Here is a 17,985-nt window from a genome sequence, read left to right on the forward strand (position 1 = left end):
TACTAATTTCATCAATTTCCTTTGGGTATGCCACTTCTAATAGTATTTATGTACTATACAAATGCGATCCCACTGTGCCAGTTGCGTAAGTCCTGAATAGGATTTTTTGTTTAATTTATATTAGAAAATGTGATTTTTTACTAAATATCTGAATCTTAAAAGCGTTTCCTTATCTAGTTAAATACCAATACGCTTGGGTTAAGGGCTACTGGCAACAATTTCGGGTTTTCGAGACGCGATAAATCGCCGTCTCTACAAGTGTTTTGGGCTGATCTGAACTGTATTGAGTTAAATACATATAAAAATCTCACCCCAATCCCTCTCTGTGAGCAAAGGGGAGATAAAGCATAGCTTTATCGGGGTGAGGTTAAACTGTATCTCACTAGATAATTATGACTTATCAACATCAACATAAGTATTTTTGAACTAACTATTTTTACCCGCTTTGAATCGGACACCTGTTATTAGAGACGGTGTATTTTTGGCTGCGATAATAACGAGCGCAAATACTACTTGATTTTTTGTTTAATAAAAGTCACAACCTGAGTTAGCTGTTTTTTCAACCCATCAATTTCTGCCTGCATTTTGACAATTTTCTCGTTCAACGCATTAATTTCTGCGTCGGAGACTCCTCCAGCACTAGGGGTTGCGTTGCTTGCCGCCGTAGGCATCGCAGTATTGGCGACGCTAGGAGTTGCTACTGCAACATTGGCGACGCTAGGGGCTGCGACTGTAGCAGTTGCAACCTCTAGTGTTGCAACTGTGCCATTTTTAACGGCCGCTGCTCCTCCCACTGCGACTAGTTCTGGGCGCGGCTGTTTCGCCTTGGTCATAGCTAACTTAATTGCGCTAATTAGTTGCTTTTGATCAAAAGGTTTGCCCAGAAATTCAAAGTATTCAAAGGGTTCTGTGATTTTTTCAGTCACTTCTTCCTTGCGACCAGACATGATCACCAAAGGAATTTTCCTTAACTCCGGATCGGCTTGAACTTTCTGAAAAACCTCCCAGCCACTCATTTTAGGCAACAGGAAATCCAGCATAATCAGGCTGAGTTTTTCCTGAAGGATGAAATTTAGTCCTTCCACACCATCTTTTGCTTCCAGTACCTCAAAATTGCCCGGAGGCAACATTTCTCGTACTTTTACCCTGACAACTGTAGTGTCATCGATAACTAAAATCTTGTTGCTTGCCACGACTGTTTGCTCTAACAGAAACTATAAGTGTAAATAGCGGCTTTGCCGATTGCCCTTGAGAATCCTCCCACTATATACAAAATTTCTAGCAATTGGGGGATAGTATATTTCGGTATAAATGACATTGTCAGAGGTGTTTTGCAAAACTTTTGCTCGCGCTCTTTTGAATTTGTGTCATGGTGATATTTAACCGATAGACCACTACATCTATATCCGCATCTTGCTTGGATGTCTATGATTTCGTCACAACAAGCCGAACTAAAGTCTGAAATTACGGTAATGCCTAGCTGGTTACGTCGTCCGATTGGCAAAGCCAGTGAAATCTCTACCGTACAACGTATTATTAAGCAGCGCCAAATTCACACGATTTGTGAAGAAGGACGCTGCCCTAACCGCGGAGAGTGCTACGCCCAAAAAACTGCAACTTTTTTGCTAATGGGGCCTACCTGTACACGCTCTTGTGCTTTCTGTCAAGTAGATAAAGGTCATGCACCGATGTCTCTTGATTTAGAGGAACCCGAAAAGGTCGCCCAGGCGGTGCAGCTTTTGGGATTGCGTTATGTGGTGCTGACTTCTGTAGCCCGTGATGACTTGCCCGACCAGGGTGCAGGGCATTTTGTGAAGACGATCGCGACTATCCGCCAATTGAACCCAGAGACTCAAATTGAAGTGCTGACCCCCGATTTTTGGGGTGGTGCTGGTGTTGGGGAATCAGGTCAACGCCAGCGGATAGAGATGATTGTGAAAGCCAAACCAGCTTGTTTCAATCACAATATTGAGACAGTGCGGCGGTTAACAGGGCCAGTGCGCCGGGGAGCCAAGTATGATCGCTCTCTCTCAGTACTGGCTATGGTCAAAGAAATCAATTCGACCATTCCCACCAAATCAGGTTTGATGCTGGGACACGGAGAAACACTTGATGAAGTCGTTGAAGCAATGGCTGATCTCAATGCTGTAGGGTGCGATCGCTTGACTATCGGTCAGTATATGCGTCCTTCCCTAGAACATTTGCCAGTGCAAAAATATTGGACTCCAGAGGAATTCGATCAGCTTGGCAGATTAGCATGGGAAATGGGATTCAACCATGTTCGTTCTGGGCCTCTGGTTCGCAGTTCCTATCATGCTGGAGAGGAGGGATTAGGGAGTGGGGGGATGAGGGAGCAGGGGAGTTAGGGGAGGCAGGGGAAGAAATAACCAAAGCCCCATACCCAGTCCCCAGTCCCCAGTCCCCAGTCCCCAATCCCCAATTCCCAACTTCACACAAATATTCTTAAAGAATTTGAGTATTTGGTACGCCAGTTTGGTATTTCTTAAAAAGTCCTGACATTAGGAGAATTGAATTATGACTGCTAAAACTAAGATTTCCCCAGTTGCCGACAGTGGAGCTAAACCTCCCTACGCCTTTCGCACAGGCTGGGCGCTGTTCTTGTTAGCGATCAATTTACTGGTAGCAGCCTACTATTTCCACATTATTGAGTAATTAGAAGTGGAATGGTGCTGCTCAAATGGTTCCTTTGAATAAACCTTTGGGACGAATGAGCAGCACCAAAATCATGATCAACAGGGCTACACCTTGTTTGTACTGTGAACCCAGCCAAGGTGTACTGATTTCCTGGACGATGCCAATGATCAAAGCTGCTGCGATCGCACCGTAAGGGTTGCCAATGCCACCAAGTATTACTGAGGCAAATAATGGTAATATTAGGAACCATCCCATGTTTGGACGCACGGCTGTAATTAACCCATACATACTTCCACCCAATGACGTAAGAGTGCCAGCAATTACCCAAGTCCAGAAAATTACTCGGTCAACATTAATACCTGAAACCCTAGCTAAGTCCAGATCGTCGGCAACTGCTCGCATCGCCTTACCAATTTTGGTATTTTGCAGCAGGTAATGTAGCGCCAAGATTGCTAGCACCGCTAACCCCAATACCAATAATTGATTTTGCGGCACCTTTAAACCCAAAATATCTAAAGCCGGCGTAACAGGTAAATCATAATTTTGGTTCTTGCCACCCCAAATCAAAATAATCCCATTGCGAAGAAATAAGGCAAGTCCGATAGAAATAATAATCAGCGTCGTGGAAGTAGCACGGATAGCGCGCATCCTTGACCACAGTAACTTTTCCGATAACAGCATTGCTGCAACTGTTCCCGCTGCTGCCAAAATCATCGACAGCCAAATATTGACTCCAATGGTGTTTATCAGCCAGGTGAGATAGGCTCCTAAAGTGAGAAAGTCACCATGAGCAAAATTTGATAGTCGTAAAATTCCATAAGTAAGAGTCAGTCCGACTGCGGCTAGCGCAATAATGCTCCCCACCGCAATCCCATTAACCATTAGTTGGGCGAATTGTGTATCCATAAGTCTCAAGTTGCTTTTAAAAAATTTTAGGTTAATGGTTCATAAAATAATTTTTTTGTCTAGCTGCTAAATTCGGCATCATAAGCTATGGTTTATAACAACATAAGTTATGGTTTATAAATAAAAAAGAATTCTCGGCTAATATGCATAAAATCCTATTCGGATTTTTATGCAAAGCTAAATTTGTTCAGCGGTCTAGTTGACCATGCAGCAGTACTCAAGCTTACCAGACCAGAACTCACTGATAGATGCAACGCCAAAACTTTTGACAACAATTGAGCAACTTCGCGCACAGTTGTGGCTGGAGAGCAGCTTAAACCAGTTGCAAAGTCGTCTTAATGATTGCCTACTTTCTGCTTGTAACACTGTCCCACAGGCAGGAGCCGCACAAGCAGAAATTTTCCAAGCTGTGGTTAACGAAATTAACAGTGCTGTTCACAGCAGTAATTTGGCACTTACAGATTGTGCCGTAGGCATTGCCTTGTTTCAACCACAAGAAACCGTTGCCACAGTTTGCTATGTTTCTCATTCTCCATCCCCAAACTCACAACCTTTATTTGTAGAAGTGCTGACAGCAGAAAAAAAGCTGCTGTTGAAATTGCAAGAAGTCATAAAACTTGAAGATTTGCAACAGCTTGAGCATCAACAACCACAGAGCGCTTGGCGGTTAGCTGATGACTCTGGTAACGTCATGGGCTGGCTGATTATCGCCACAGCGTCCCTAAGCTCCGATCGTCAATCGCTGATCAAATCACAAGCTCAACTCAGATCGCAATTGATGGCAAGGTCTGCCAAATACTGTACTACAGCGTTGGTACAGCTTAGACATATCCTATCTTGGTCGCAACGGTATCAACAGTTAAGCAACTCTAATCAAGAATTGGAGCGTACTAATCAACTCAAAAATCAGTTTTTGGCAAATACCAGCCACGAAATTCGCACACCGCTTAGTTCTATTATTGGGTTTACCCACCTGCTTTTAGCACCAGGGTACGAACCAACTAGAGAACGCCAGCAAGAGTACTTAAATATCATTCAGTCTAGCGGCAAGCACTTGCTAGCTCTGATTAATGATATTTTGGATCTCTCTAAAATTGAAGCAAATCAGCTAGAAGTACAGTGGGAAATAATAGATGTGCCACTGCTGTGTAGCAATGTTTTGGCACTAGTGAAAGAGAAAGCCGCTAATAAGGGTTTGAAACTGTGCTTAGAACTTGAACCCGATATTACAACCTTAGTAGCTGACCCCTTACGACTCAAGCAAATGCTGTTGAATTTAATCTTCAACGCTCTAAAGTTTACCAGTGAAGGAAGTGTTGGCTTACGGGTTGCTCCTAAAGGTGTATTTGTGCATTTTACAGTTTGGGATACTGGCAGTGGTATTTCCCAAGAAGACCAAGTTCAACTGTTTGAACCCTATTTCCAAATTGCCAAGGCTGTAGCAGGTGGTGTTGAAGGTACTGGTTTGGGTTTAGCAGTGACTCAGAAACTTGCCCAAATTCACGGTGGTTCTGTGAAAGTGGAATCTGAAGTAAATCGCGGCTCCCGTTTTACCTTGGTACTTCCCTTTAAGCAAGAAGTGGGGGGGGATGAGGGGGATGAGGGGGATGAGGGAGCAAAATTTTCTTCATTTCCTCTGCATTTCACACCTAGTTCTTCTGTAGAGATTTTATTGGTAGAAAATGATTTACCAAATGCTGATTTGATGCAAATTTACCTACGTAAATTGGGATATCAAGTGACTTGGGTTCAGAATGCTGGTGAGATGTGGGAAACTCTAAGTGTGTTAGAGCCAGCAGTGATTTTAATGGATGTTTATCTAGCAGATGGAAATGGTCTTAACTTGGTACAACAACTGCGAGAACATCCGCAATATCGGACGATTCCGGTAATTGTTCAAACAGCAATGGCGATGAAAGGCGATCGCGAAACTTGTCTAGCCACTGGAGTAAATGACTATATTTCTAAACCGATTGATTTACCACTTTTAGCCAGTCTGGTAGCCAAGTACAGTAAAGCACCAACTTCGCTTGATGGGGAAGGGAGATGAGGGAGATGAGGGAGCAGGGGGAGCAGGGGAAGAAAAATTATCGAATACCCAATGCCCAATGCCCCATAACTAATGACTACAATAGAAATTGTTGGGTGCTATAGGGTTTTGGCAGGATTGGGAAATGATGCTGACAGAAAAATTTGAGCAATTAAGAGCCTTATTTAGAGAAATTGAGCAGGCGTTGATTGCCTACTCTGGGGGCGTTGATAGCACTTTGGTTGCCAAAATTGCTTATGATGTCTTGGGCGATCGCGCTTTGGCTGTCACGGCTGTTTCTCCTTCGCTATTACCAGAAGAGTTGGAAGACGCGACAATTCAAGCTGCAACGATTGGGATTTCTCATAAAATCGTCCAGACTCACGAGATGGAAAATCCCAACTACACTTCTAACCCTGTTAATCGCTGTTATTTTTGCAAAAGTGAGTTGCACGACACTCTCAAACCTTTAGCTTTAGAGTTGGGTTATCCCTACGTCGTAGATGGGGTAAATGCCGATGATTTGCATGATTATCGCCCAGGAATTCAGGCGGCTAAGGAAAGAGGGGCGCGATCGCCTTTAGCAGAAGTGGGTGTCACTAAAATAGAAGTTCGCCAACTTTCGCAACAACTCGGTTTACCTTGGTGGGATAAACCTGCTCAACCTTGTCTCAGTTCCCGCTTTCCTTACGGTGAAGAGATTACTGTGGCTAAGTTGCAACGAGTCGGTAGAGGAGAAATTTATCTCCGAAAGCTAGGTTGGCAGAATTTGCGCGTGCGATCAGAAGGGGATACAGCACGTATTGAATTACCACCAGAACAAATTAAAGAGTTTGTGTTGACTAACGATTTACAAACATTAGTTTCAGCATTTCAAGATTTTGGATTTATTTATGTAACCTTAGATTTAGAAGGTTATCGTAGCGGTAAGTTGAATCAGGTTTTAAATCGGGAAGCCTTGGGCGTTAAATAAGATTTTGGTTGCGTAGGCGCAGCCCGTCGTAGACATAGCTCCAAATGTCGGCAAAGCGATCGCTCAATTCTCACGCTGAGTCAGCTTGTATTCTATCTGCTGTAGTGCTGTTCGCCACACGTCATATCCCTCTTGAGACAAGTGCAACCCATCTGTGGTCAACTCTGGGCGCAAATTGCCTTCCATATCTGTAAACCAGCTATAAATATTTAGATAATTAGCACCTTCTTGTTTGGCAATCACGGTTAGTTGGATGTTGATGTGACGAATGCGGTTATTAGAAAGTTTTGCTCGGCGAGTTGGCAAAATTGATTGGACAATGATTTCAGTATGTGGGTGTTCCTGCCGTAATCGGTGGATAATCCGGCGATAATTACGCAAAATAGCTTCATCACTAGTGCCTTTTAGTAAGTCGTTAATTCCAGTCATGATGTAAATCACATCTGGTCGGGTTGCCGAAAATGCCCCCAATCTTTTTAAAACGCCACTAGAAGTATCGCCAGATATGCCTTGATTTAGCCACAATTTACCAGCAGGTAGTTTTTGTTTAGGAAACCACATAGTCAAAGAATCACCAACTAAGATACTTAGATGATTTGGGCCTTGACCTTGAGCGATCGCTCTCGCTTCTAAAGCTAGTAAACTTTTCCAGTCGTCATAAGTTAGTTGACGTTTCTTGATCGACTCCCACAATGATTGCAAATTATCACTATCTACGCGTGTATAAATCTGACCTGTTTTCAGAGCCGCCAATCTTTGGTAGTAAAGTTGATTCCCAGATGTCAATAAGAGGGTAGCTGCTTGGGTGCTGGGGTTAAGTGATGACTCTGTTGGGGTTGGTAATCCCGGACTGCCGAATTCTGGTACGCTAGGGATGTTTTTCTCACCTACTGATAGCTGCGAACTTTTTAAGGGTTGGAACGCTTGGCCGCTCAGTTCTGGTAAGGAGAGATCAACATTCTTGATAATTTTTGTACTGACTATTGCCTGCGAACCCTGTTTTAAATCCCACAGGAATCTAGAATTTTCTGGCAGGACAATGGACAGATGTGGAAGAGCCGATGCTGGTATTGCTAATCCTGTTAACAAGCCTGCTGCCAACAGATAAGGGTCCCTCATCGCTTTATCTCTCCTCTACGCACTGCTTTTCCATATCACAGCATTAGTTGTCTGTATTCAGGAAAATTTTACTTCGGTCAATCTACTATTCTTATTTACACTGTATATTTCTGTAAAGCGTATTCACGAGATTATATTTGACAATTTACGATCTCTTTAAAGTAGGGTTTTATCAGTAGTATAGAAGTATTATTTGTGAGAATGTTTCTACTGAAAGCACTGATTTAGTTGTTCTACACTTTTTACACTCAGTTGTCACAAATTAAGTGTTGGCAAACTCGGCGATTAGTGAGTGATTTGTGAGCATCTCAGGAGAGAGGTTTTTGCTTTTGATTAAATTACCATAAGATTTCAGATTTCTAGATTTTAGCAATTGTGGCGATCGCATGAGAGTTTGCTAGACCTAGAAGCGATGCCTGACGAAAAACAGTTTCACATCTACACTTTTCACTTTGTTATGTGAAATTGAGCAGTGCAAATGCATGACTTATCAAAGAGTAATAGGTGTAAGTGTAACCATCGATAATATTGATATCATACGATGGTGTGTCGTCAATAAGCAAGTATTAAGTTTATCATACTGAGAATTTGAGAACTTACTATAAGACTCATATTTGATTTTTGAAAAAACTCAGTACACGTCTATTCCCTTCCTCTCTGTTCCTTGTTCCCTCCCTATCGCGCTTGCGCTGCGCTTCTCTACGAGAGGCTTCTCTTTCAGAGACGCTAACGCCAACGCGCACCACACAAATAAATTCAGTAATCAAATCGGATTCCTATATACTTCATTTGAAATTTATGTTTACTCATTGAAGTATGAGTTGAAACACATTTAAATTAAGTTTTAACTCTAGGGAATAACCTCATTGGAAGTGCTAAGATTTAGGCTGAATCATTAGTGTTTCCCTTTTTTTCCGTGGCTAGAGCTAGTACAGCGATTGGTGTTAGTCCCATTATTAAAGAGATTGTGCAAAAACAGGCACATTCTACACGTTTGACCCTGAAAGAAGTTATTCTTATGGGGATGTTAGCTATTGACAAACTAGATGATCAAGGTCGCCAAGAGTTAGCAGATCAAGTTCATCAAATGCAGGTAAATGGAGAAATTTAAGTAAGTAGTTATGAGTTACGAGTTATGAATTATAAATTTTAACTTCTGACTCTTGACTCTTCACTTAATTTTGTCATTGGCCAAATCGATAACGACTTCCCATTACGTAATTTTCATTAATTTCAAAAGATATCCAGCGGCGTTGTAGAGTCTCAGAAACAAAGCCAGTTGTATTAGAACCTGCAAATGGATCTAAGACTATATCATCTTCATCAGTTAAGAATTTGATGAAAAACTCAGCGAACCCTTGAGGAAAACGTGCTGGATGGGGTCTAATTTCTGCTGTTTTGCAGCGTCGTAAATAGGCACTATTAGATTCAGTATTAGCAATTTCTAGTAAATTTGGTGGAATTGCACCCTGGTTATCCTTTTGAAATTTATCAGAAATATCATGTCCACTAGGACGTATTTTTGCTTTATAGCCATTTTTGAGTAACTGTTTCATACTTTGGCTATAAGGCTTTAAAACTTTTCTATTATCTGCTTTAGGATTTGGTGTTTTAGACAACCACCAAACTGTATTTACAGAATCTTTCACACGAATCCGTCTGATTGTCACCCACTCAGCAGGGGTTGGCAGTCGAGACGGATTATAGTGGTAAAATTCTTGAGCAAGAAAGAAACCTACTTCCTTTAAATATGCGGCTCCGTTCTGCTGGGTATAAGAGGGATTAAAAATTATTTCTTTTGGTGGCGTTATTGGTTCTTCTTGCAAGAGTGATAAAGTTATCTCATTTTTTATAGTTATAACTTGTTTTGATATTGTCTGGATATTTTATTTTAAAAGTTATTTTGTTGACGCAGAGCGACACATAGAGAAACTAATCTGTTTTGATGCTGAATTCTTCTTCAATTAAAAAGCGCCCCCATTTCTGGAGGGCGCTTTTTATTTAGCTAAACTTCAGTATTAACCGTTGATAGCAGGAGCAGTCATTGCTACAGGAGTGACCTCACCAGCAGCTAAGTCTAGGGGGAAGTTATGAGCGTTACGCTCGTGCATTACTTCCATACCCAAGTTAGCGCGGTTGATTACGTCTGCCCAAGTGCTGATGACACGACCTTGGGAGTCAATGATTGATTGGTTGAAGTTGAAACCGTTCAGGTTGAATGCCATCGTGCTGATACCCAAAGCGGTGAACCAGATACCGACGACAGGCCAAGCTGCGAGGAAGAAGTGCAATTGACGGCTATTGTTGAAGGAAGCGTATTGGAAGATCAAACGACCGAAGTAGCCGTGTGCCGCAACGATGTTGTAGGTTTCTTCTTCTTGACCGAACTTGTAACCGTAGTTTAGTGATTCGGTTTCGGTGGTTTCACGCACCAAGGAAGAAGTTACTAGAGAACCGTGCATTGCAGAGAACAATGAACCACCGAATACGCCAGCCACACCTAACATGTGGAAGGGATGCATCAAGATGTTATGTTCTGCTTGGAACACAATCATGAAGTTGAAGGTTCCAGAGATACCCAAAGGCATACCATCAGAGAAAGAACCTTGACCGATGGGGTAGATCAAGAATACTGCGGTAGCGGAAGCCAGAGGTGCGCTGTAAGCTACGCAGATCCAAGGACGCATACCTAAGCGGTAAGAAAGTTCCCACTGACGACCAAGGTAGGTAGCGCAACCGATCAAGAAGTGGAAAACTACCAACTGGTAAGGACCGCCGTTGTACAACCACTCATCTAAGGAAGCTGCTTCCCAGATTGGGTAGAAGTGCAAGCCGATAGCGTTTGAAGAAGGAACAACTGCACCAGAAATGATGTTGTTTCCGTAGATCAAAGAACCTGCAACTGGTTCACGGATACCATCGATGTCCACAGGAGGAGCAGCGATGAAGGCAATTACGAAGCAGGTGGTTGCAGCTAGCAGGGTAGGAATCATCAACACGCCGAACCAACCGATGTATATACGGTTTTCGGTGCTGGTGATCCACTCGCAGAAGCGATCCCATACGCTAGCGCCAGAGCGCCGTTGTAAGGTTGTGGTCATTGTTTTATAAGTGCTATGGGTTGTTAAATATGGAACAAGCGGGTTTATTCTCGCCTGTTGAAATATAGTCTACATGATTTTACTTGGATGCAATCTGTGACTTAATATTCTGTAACAGAATTCTTTAACAAGCTAGTCGAACTGTAAAGTTTTTCTACTATTAAAATAAGTAATGTATTGACGCTTCGTAAGGCATTTCAACACCTAACTAGCTATCACTTTCAATGATGCGATCGCCTACGACTCTGTGGCGGAAGTTTGCCTGCCTTTAATAAGGGGCTTAATCAATTGTCTGGCTAATTGAGATGGTAAGTAGATTTCCACCATGCTGTACTAGTTACTTATCTTTACACTTCTTTACAATTAGACTGTGGGAAAAATTTTAAGTCTTAATTAAATCTTGAAATGCCCCCTTAGAGGATTGCAGTTTTTATCCCAATAGGTTTTAGTAAAAAGTTACATCTCTTAAATAATCTTTACGAGTCTCAAGGAAGTAATTAGGCTCGGTTTTTCTCTGCTAATACAGTGCGATTCATTTTCACCAAACAAAAAGAGGAAATGCATGTTATCAGGTTTTTCGCGTGTTTTCAACGATAGCTCCAGAAACGTTAGACGTAAAGTTATCAACATTTATGCATTCTTGATTAGTGTGAATATTTTGGTTTGGGTAGTTGCCCTCATTGCATTCCACAGTTACCCCCTTCTGCTTGGCACTGCCGTATTAGCTTATAGTTTTGGGCTGCGTCATGCTGTGGATGCCGATCATATTGCGGCGATTGACAATGTTACCCGTAAATTGATGCAGGAGAACAAACGACCTGTTGCTGTTGGGTTCTTTTTCTCACTGGGTCATTCCACCATTGTAGTTTTAGCCTCTGTTGCGATCGCATTGACCGCCTCAACCATCCAAAAGGACTTTCCTAGTTTTCAAAAGGTTGGTGGGTTAATTGGCACTACTGTTTCTGCACTTTTCCTACTGGCAATTGCAGCGATTAATATGGTGGTTCTCTGGGATGTCTATAAAACCTTCCAAAGCGTAAAGCGGGGAGGAATTTACGATGAGCAGTCTTTAGATGAATTTTTGAACCAACGTGGGCTATTAGGTCGCTTCTTCCGTCCCTTGTTTCGGCTGATAGATAGTAGCTGGAAAATGTACCCTTTGGGGTTTCTTTTCGGTTTAGGCTTCGACACCGCGACTGAGGTAGGACTGCTTGGGATCTCTGCAAGTCAGGCGGCTAAAGGTCTGCCGATTTGGTCGATCTTATTGTTCCCAGCTTTGTTTACAGCAGGTATGTCCCTAGTTGACACTACTGACGGCATTTTAATGCTTGGTGCCTATGGCTGGGCTTACGTCAAACCAATCCGCAAGCTCTACTACAATATGACGATTACCTTTGTTTCTGTACTGGTCGCTGTAATCATCGGAGGGATTGAAGCTCTCAGCATCATTGGCGATCAGTTACAACTGAAAGGTTGGTTTTGGGATTTTATTAGTGAACTAAGTGATAATTTCGGCACAATTGGCTACTTGATCATTGGTATCTTTGTATTAAGTTGGTTACTCTCGACTTTCATCTACAAAGTCAAGAAGTACGATGAATTGGAGGTTACTACTACTACAATCTCTAAGCAGACAGATACAAATCAAAGGAAATGATCAATCTTAAGCCTGCACAAAGGTTAGAGCAAGTATCTAGCTTGGAAGTGCGAATTCAAGTTGACCGAAAAAATGGGATTCAAGCCCCGTCCTAAAGGAGCCGCTTTTCTTGATTTCTAATGTATTGCTTAAGAACTTCTAGCGTCGCTTCTCCTACAGAAATAGCAAAATAGCTAGGACTCCATAAGGCTTCTTCGTGGGGTTTTTTATAACCTGCTTGTCCGTAGCGACGACTAGAAACGCCTGGGACTGAACACGACCGGGACGAGAACGCTGCAAAAAATATAAACAAAGTCGGGATAGGGCATTGCCACGACTCTAAACGGGCGCAGAGATGGGATAAGACTACTCCGGTAGCACCTGTCAACGAAGCGTCAAGAATCACCTCGCCTTCAGGCAGGTGAGTATATCAATTTAAAAATCAAAGTAGATGTAGGGCAAACTGCCTTCAGGGGCTAATAACCAAACAGCGTAGAAACAGATGGGAACGAATAAAAGCTTAATTGGCCAGTTAAACTCTAACTTCAGCATTCGGTTGAAGGCATAGACTACAGCCATCAGGGCAGCTAAAGCTAGAAGTACCCAAGTGAGTTGGGATTGGCTCATATTTAAGGCTTCCACATAGACCTTTTGGGCAAACTGGGCGTCAGCTGGATAACCCCAAAGATGCCGAATCACTAAAGAAGAGTCTTGGAGATTAGGTAGACGGAACCAAATCCAAGAGGTAAAAACCATTAGTTGGGTTAATAACCAAGCGACAAAGATACCCAGAGGATTTTGCCAGAATTGTTCTAGATTTTCAACGCGATCGCTTATAGAATCTGTAAGTCGATGAACCACCAAGGCTAATCCGTGGAATATGCCCCAAACGACATAACCCAAAGCAGCACCGTGCCAGATACCAGCAATTAGCATCACAAGAAATAAATTCCAGCAGGTACGGACTAAACCTTGACGGGAACCACCCAAAGGAAAGTAGACATAGTTACGCAGCCAATCTCCTAGAGTGATATGCCAGCGCCGCCAAAATTCTGAGATATTGGTGCTGAAATAGGGAAAGTCAAAATTCTCAGGTAGAACCAAACCGAAAAGCAAAGCACTCCCACGGGCGATATCTACGTAACCGTTAAAATCTAGGTATAATTGCAAGCCGTATGCAAATGTAGCTAACCAAAGATCGGTACTACCCGCCCGTTGCAAATTACCAAAACATAAATCGACAAAAATTCCCAAGTGGTCTGCAAAAATTCCCTTTTTGACTGCGCCTCTAGCAATCAACCACAGCGCCTCAGCTACTCTATCAGAACTGGGTAAATCTAGTGTATTGAATTGATTTGCTAAGTTGTGGTAGCGCGTAATCGGGCCTGAAATCAGTTTGGCGAAGAATAATTTGTATGTAGCAAATTTGAGAAAATTATCAGTAGCAGGGGCACCGCGATAGACATCTATTAAATAGGCAATGCATTCAAAGGTGAAAAATGAAATTCCCAAGGGTGCAATCAATTTAAAAGAGCTATCTAGTGAGTTTGTTTGTATATTAAAAACAAACTTGAATAAGGGGGTAAAATACTTAAAAGCTAATAACAGTAAAACATTTAGAGTTATACCCAGCCACAAAACTTTTAGACGGCGACGATTCCAATCAGCTTGAGCAAATTGCCACTCTTCGTTAGAGATTTGCCAGTCAAGAGAATGTTTTCCTGGTGATGTATTTTTACCAATTTCCAGTCCCACACGGAAATTAATAAAGGTCAAAGCTAAGAGTAACGGTATGTATTGGATGTGCAAAGACGCATAGAAAATTAAACTGGCAATTAGCAGCGTCCATAATCGCAATTTCTGTTGTGCTAAAGACCAGTAAATTCCTAATACACTCAGCAAGAATAGCCCATAGAAAATTGATATAAAGTTCATTTTTTAGTCATTGGTCATTAGTCATTTGTCATTGGTCATTTGTCATTGGGCATTGGTCATTAGGTATTGTAGATTATTCTGCCCAGTCCCCAGTCCCCAGTCCCCAGTCCCCAGTCCCCAGTCCCCAGTCCCCAGTCCCCAGTCCCCTACTTCACTGGCCAAGGAATCATCGAATCGTTAGCCAACTTTTTCGAGACTTCGTATGCGCCAAAGCGGTTGAGGTGACTGGGGTCAGAAAAGTAGTCATTTGCTTTTGGCCACTGTTGGCTCAAATCACGATAAATAAAGTTGGGATTAGTAGCCAAACGCAACATATATTGTTGAAATTGTTGCTCATATTGTCTACGCACTGGATCTAAATAATCTGCCGTCAGAGGCATGTTGACAAACACTAAGGAAATTTTCTGAGCCTGGGTAAACTGAAGCACTTCTTGGAAAGCGGTATCTTGCTGTCCTTCTACCTGGAAAGATTTATAGTCGTTGTCATAATTTCCGGGGACTCTAGAATGTTTTTGATAGTATCTCGCAGGATTAAAGCGAATAGACAAGGGTAGAAAGCCATCAAAGTCAACGGCTTGCTGAGAAATACTCTCATCTGAAGTACCGTCTGTGATCTGTTTTTCTAATGTAACTGTCTGATTATGACCAAATACGAGGAATTGTTTTTGCAGTAAACCTTTTATTTGGTCACGGTTTTTATAACTAGCAGAAACAGACGCTAGAGCCTGATTTAAGGACTGATTGACAGCTTCATAAGTACTGATCTCCGGTTTTTCTTCGTTTGTCTTTTTTTCTCCTGAATTTACTGTATTCTCTGGCAAATCATTGCTATTTGCAGTGGTTGCTGTTTTTTGGAATGCTTGTTTATAACCAGCTGATGCAGCAAGCGATTTAAAGGTAATATCCTCGCGTCCGCCGTTGAAAGCACGGGCACCATCTGCCCAGATAATTATTTTTGGTAGCTCTGATGGTTCCAGTACATGGCGAATCACAAAGTCTACAACTTGTGCAGTAGCACCGTTGATCCCAAAGTTAAATACGTCAATATTTGGATAGCCCTGAGTCGCTAAAGCTTTAGAAAGTGCTGCGGGATCTACTCCTCTGAGGGCGCGGGAGGAGCCAATAACCAACACGTCTGGCGGAGTACCAGTTCTAGCTAAACGCTGTTTATACAGTGCTAGTTGCTCATCTAACTGTCTGACGTTGAAACTTGGCAGCTGCGATCGCGCTGCTAAAAGAATAGCTGTTGCGGTAGCTTTTTCCTTCAGTGGTGCAGCAGCCAAATTATTTTTCGGAGTATCATCACTTTGGGTAAATTCCGAAGCGTTAAATACAGAACTCTGATTTGCAGGAGATTTCGTTTTGGAAGTGCTGGTAAAAAATGTTGTTTTCTGACTCTGATTTTTCCCAGATGTCAAAGATGCTTGGCGTTCAGAAGATGATGGGAGGGAGACGCTAGCAACTTTTGACGAACTTGGTATAGTACGTGCAATAATTTGACCCAGTACCCAATCAGTTTGGAGGGTGAGCAATAATCCGAGTGTTCCCCAAACTAGAGCAATCTTAATTCCTTGAACATCATTGTTATGTTCTGCTGATTGGTTGCTTTCGATAAATAGCTGGCTGTTCAACAGGAATTTTTTCGCTGTTGCACTCGCAGTTGTCAGCCAATCTCGCGCTACTTCAGTTACAAAACTTTGAACTTCTTCTGTGGTTAATTCGGGGCGCAAAATTGGCTCACTAGTCTCAGAGGTTACTAAATCGTTAACGTATTTGGAAGTAGCAGCAAATTCTGGGGTTGCTTCTGGTACTAAACGTTGGCGATGTTCAAGATCGACGCCATAATGCCAAAAAGGTTCTTTATTCCCAGCCCGGCGACCGTAGACACGTACTCCCATAATACCGGGAATTTTTAACTGGCGGATAAACTGCGTAATTTTACTTGCTACTTGTTGCCGTACTGGACAAACAGGTGCATCACACATGATGTGTAATAAATCATTTTTGTTCAGTAGCAGTACGCGAATTCCACCTGTCAATAGTCGCCAATCCAGATCAGGATTGAGTAAACGCTCCAGTAAAAATACGATCGCAGGTTCATCGCCAGTATTGGCTAAATCGAGCGGTGATGTGGCAAAGATGGGATTGTTTGCTGCGGGTAAAGTCAGCCAATCAATCCAAGTCGGCTGCATGTCGCCTGCTTTTTGTCCGTAGACGGTGGTGGCGAGAATGCCTTGAGGTGCGATCGCTTCTAGTTGCGGTAAAATTGCCTCTAAACACACTGCCTTGTCTGGGATAGGGGCAGTTCCTAAGAGATCAAAAGCTGGGATACAAAAGATATGTAGCGTTGATTCTTTTAAAGAAACTTGGACACCAACTTTTAACCTTGATAGTACCTCAGTTAATAATCGAGCGATCGCTTGGACATCCCCCCAACGCGCCCACTCTTTCAGCATTACCTCTGGTGGGGTCAAATCTATCCGCAACAGCCAATCAGGGGCAGTTTCGCCGCTCACCTGAGAAACAATTACAGCATCTTGGTAGCCGGAAAGCTTGAGATAACGCAGCTTTTGTGCTATTGGTTCAGCAAGCAATGATGCATCAGGGCTATAGCTCGACTGGCAAAATATCCACAGGCGGTTTTCTTCTGGCTGAGAATTCTTGGGTTTATATGGCTTAATCTTTGCCAGTACTGATACACCTAACGTACTCAGAGTTTCGCTGAGATATCGAGCGATCGCCTCTGGGTTGCCTTGGCGTGCCAAACTTTCGTTAGAGACAATTAGCGCCCCGCCCGATTGTTTGGATTTTTCTGAGTCTGCTAGTAGCGCTTGCTGCACCTCATCCAAATGCTTATCTATTTGATTCAAGTGAACCCGATGGCACCATGAAGGGCGCTGTTCCCCTTTTCTGCGGCCATAGACAAATACTTGATATATTGAGGTTTGTTCGCTGTTTGTGAGGATATCTAAATTTGTTTGCTGTAGTGCTTGCAGCAAGTCAGACAAAGTACGCCAACGCTGAGGACATTCCGTACCTTCACAAAGAATATGAAGGTCATTTCCCCGCAACCGGACTTTCACCCCGAAAGTGTTGATCCCTGTTGCCTGGCTTACCCATTGCGCTAAGGACTGCTGGCGATCTGGTAATACTGTTTTCATGCTCAGTTAACTTTACAGTCAGCGATTGTTGGGGGATAGTGCCTGCACTTGTAAACTAGAACCATAGGTTTATCACACTCTGACGTTTTTTTTTAACAATTTTGTTACCTTCGTAGCTCACAAAATCGGACAAGATAGTCTTGTACGGGTTGCAAGTCTGACTAATGTTGAGTTTTGCGTTTATTTTACTAATAGGGAGTCAAAAATCAGAAGTTAGAAGTTAGGAGTTTGGAGTTTGGAGTTTGGAGTTAAAAGTTAGGAGTCAGAATAATTCTATATGACTGGCTGATGACTTGTCCTTGAAAGCCGGATTTGCATCCCACTGCCCTAATACCCCAGATGGGCGAAACAAACAATAAGCTTATCTCATTAAACTCCCTGCCCTTAGCGTTGGAGTCATCTTAACTCCTAATTACTAACTCCTGACTCCTAACTCCTAACTCATAACTCCTAACTCCTTCTTACTCTTC

At 42.6% G+C, this 17,985-nt stretch carries 13 protein-coding genes and 1 pseudogene; 6 read left to right on the forward strand and 8 right to left on the reverse strand.

Annotated features, from left to right (window positions below; genetic code table 11):
* Nucleotides 1–509 precede the first annotated feature (509 nt).
* Nucleotides 510–1,193, reverse strand: coding sequence for a response regulator (locus V7K67_RS14825; RefSeq protein ID WP_335167144.1), 684 nt, complete (start codon nucleotides 1,191–1,193; stop codon nucleotides 510–512).
* Between the two features lie 234 nt (nucleotides 1,194–1,427).
* Between V7K67_RS14825 and lipA the strand changes: the two genes are divergently transcribed.
* Both lipA and V7K67_RS14835 read left to right on the forward strand, forming a co-directional pair.
* Entirely contained in the window at nucleotides 1,428–2,366 is a 939-nt protein-coding gene (gene lipA, locus V7K67_RS14830; RefSeq protein ID WP_335167163.1) for a lipoyl synthase, read from the forward strand.
* Between the two features lie 169 nt (nucleotides 2,367–2,535).
* On the forward strand, nucleotides 2,536–2,673 hold the full coding sequence (locus V7K67_RS14835; RefSeq protein WP_334708867.1) for a photosystem I protein PsaX: 138 nt from the start codon (nucleotides 2,536–2,538) through the stop codon (nucleotides 2,671–2,673).
* 21 nt (nucleotides 2,674–2,694) lie between these two features.
* On the opposite strand, the gene V7K67_RS14840 is transcribed toward V7K67_RS14835, so the two are convergent.
* Nucleotides 2,695–3,561 (reverse strand): branched-chain amino acid ABC transporter permease, encoded by an 867-nt coding sequence (locus tag V7K67_RS14840; RefSeq protein WP_334697767.1) that lies wholly within the window; start codon nucleotides 3,559–3,561, stop codon nucleotides 2,695–2,697.
* Between the two features lie 205 nt (nucleotides 3,562–3,766).
* Here V7K67_RS14840 and hrmK point away from each other — a divergent pair, with 205 nt between their 5' ends.
* Both hrmK and larE read left to right on the forward strand, forming a co-directional pair.
* Nucleotides 3,767–5,611, forward strand: coding sequence for a hybrid histidine kinase/response regulator HrmK (gene hrmK / locus V7K67_RS14845; RefSeq protein ID WP_335167147.1), 1,845 nt, complete (start codon nucleotides 3,767–3,769; stop codon nucleotides 5,609–5,611).
* Nucleotides 5,612–5,735: 124 nt separating this feature from the next.
* Nucleotides 5,736–6,563: an ATP-dependent sacrificial sulfur transferase LarE gene (larE, locus tag V7K67_RS14850; protein ID WP_335167149.1), complete on the forward strand. Its 828-nt coding sequence runs from the start codon at nucleotides 5,736–5,738 to the stop codon at nucleotides 6,561–6,563.
* A gap of 63 nt (nucleotides 6,564–6,626) precedes the next feature.
* On the opposite strand, the gene V7K67_RS14855 is transcribed toward larE, so the two are convergent.
* Complete coding sequence (locus V7K67_RS14855; RefSeq protein ID WP_334708534.1) at nucleotides 6,627–7,682, reverse strand: SGNH/GDSL hydrolase family protein; 1,056 nt, start codon at nucleotides 7,680–7,682, stop codon at nucleotides 6,627–6,629.
* A gap of 898 nt (nucleotides 7,683–8,580) precedes the next feature.
* Between V7K67_RS14855 and V7K67_RS14860 the strand changes: the two genes are divergently transcribed.
* Nucleotides 8,581–8,793 carry a hypothetical protein gene (locus V7K67_RS14860; RefSeq protein WP_334708535.1) on the forward strand — a complete coding sequence of 71 codons (213 nt, stop codon included), beginning with the start codon at nucleotides 8,581–8,583 and terminating at the stop codon, nucleotides 8,791–8,793.
* Between the two features lie 73 nt (nucleotides 8,794–8,866).
* Here V7K67_RS14860 and V7K67_RS14865 read toward each other — a convergent pair whose 3' ends face one another.
* Together V7K67_RS14865 and psbA are read right to left on the reverse strand one after the other, a co-directional pair.
* On the reverse strand, nucleotides 8,867–9,475 hold the full coding sequence (locus V7K67_RS14865; RefSeq protein WP_442943840.1) for a DNA methyltransferase: 609 nt from the start codon (nucleotides 9,473–9,475) through the stop codon (nucleotides 8,867–8,869).
* A 225-nt stretch (nucleotides 9,476–9,700) separates the two neighbouring features.
* Entirely contained in the window at nucleotides 9,701–10,783 is a 1,083-nt protein-coding gene (gene psbA / locus V7K67_RS14870; RefSeq protein ID WP_334708537.1) for a photosystem II q(b) protein, read from the reverse strand.
* A 562-nt stretch (nucleotides 10,784–11,345) separates the two neighbouring features.
* On the opposite strand from psbA, the gene V7K67_RS14875 reads away from it, so the two are divergent.
* A complete protein-coding gene (locus V7K67_RS14875) occupies nucleotides 11,346–12,440 on the forward strand; it encodes a HoxN/HupN/NixA family nickel/cobalt transporter (RefSeq protein ID WP_334732582.1) in 1,095 nt (364 codons plus the stop codon).
* 91 nt (nucleotides 12,441–12,531) lie between these two features.
* Here the strand turns inward: V7K67_RS14875 and V7K67_RS14880 are convergent.
* The 3 genes and pseudogenes from V7K67_RS14880 to V7K67_RS14890 all read right to left on the reverse strand — a co-directional run.
* Nucleotides 12,532–12,693, reverse strand: a pseudogene (locus V7K67_RS14880) (transposase); the annotation flags it as partial.
* 161 nt (nucleotides 12,694–12,854) lie between these two features.
* Complete coding sequence (locus tag V7K67_RS14885; protein ID WP_334732581.1) at nucleotides 12,855–14,354, reverse strand: MBOAT family O-acyltransferase; 1,500 nt, start codon at nucleotides 14,352–14,354, stop codon at nucleotides 12,855–12,857.
* 146 nt (nucleotides 14,355–14,500) lie between these two features.
* On the reverse strand, nucleotides 14,501–17,515 hold the full coding sequence (locus V7K67_RS14890) for a DUF1574 family protein (RefSeq protein ID WP_335167152.1): 3,015 nt from the start codon (nucleotides 17,513–17,515) through the stop codon (nucleotides 14,501–14,503).
* Nucleotides 17,516–17,985: the final 470 nt, after the last annotated feature.

Source organism: Nostoc sp. (assembly GCF_036917155.1).
Classification (GTDB): domain Bacteria; phylum Cyanobacteriota; class Cyanobacteriia; order Cyanobacteriales; family Nostocaceae; genus Nostoc.